Source organism: Pseudomonas sp. 51_B (assembly GCF_017491595.1).
GTDB classification, from domain to species: domain Bacteria; phylum Pseudomonadota; class Gammaproteobacteria; order Pseudomonadales; family Pseudomonadaceae; genus Aquipseudomonas; species Aquipseudomonas promysalinigenes.
The window spans coordinates 1-239 of record NZ_JAFGYW010000616.1; the positions used below are offsets into that span (position 1 = coordinate 1).

The window sequence follows — 239 nt, forward strand, 5'->3', positions numbered from 1 at the left end:
GTACCTGACGCCTTACCCCAACCAGGTGCCGGCGAACGCGCTGTGGCTGACCAACGCGATGGTGCAGATCTTCCTGGTCATCACGCTGTTCTCCAACAGTACCTACCTGTCGCTGATCTACCTCGCCTCGTCGATGATTCTGGTGCCCTACCTGTGGTCGGCGGCTTACGCGCTATTGATCGCGTGGCGCGGGGAAGGCTACCAGGGCCAGCGGGGCCTAAGGCGCAAAGACCTGATGG

At 61.9% G+C, this 239-nt stretch carries 1 protein-coding gene; it reads left to right on the forward strand.

Annotated elements, in window-relative coordinates:
* Positions 1-239, forward strand: a 239-nt coding sequence (locus tag J5M56_RS26445) for an amino acid permease (protein WP_207938243.1), incomplete at both ends; no start/stop codon positions are given.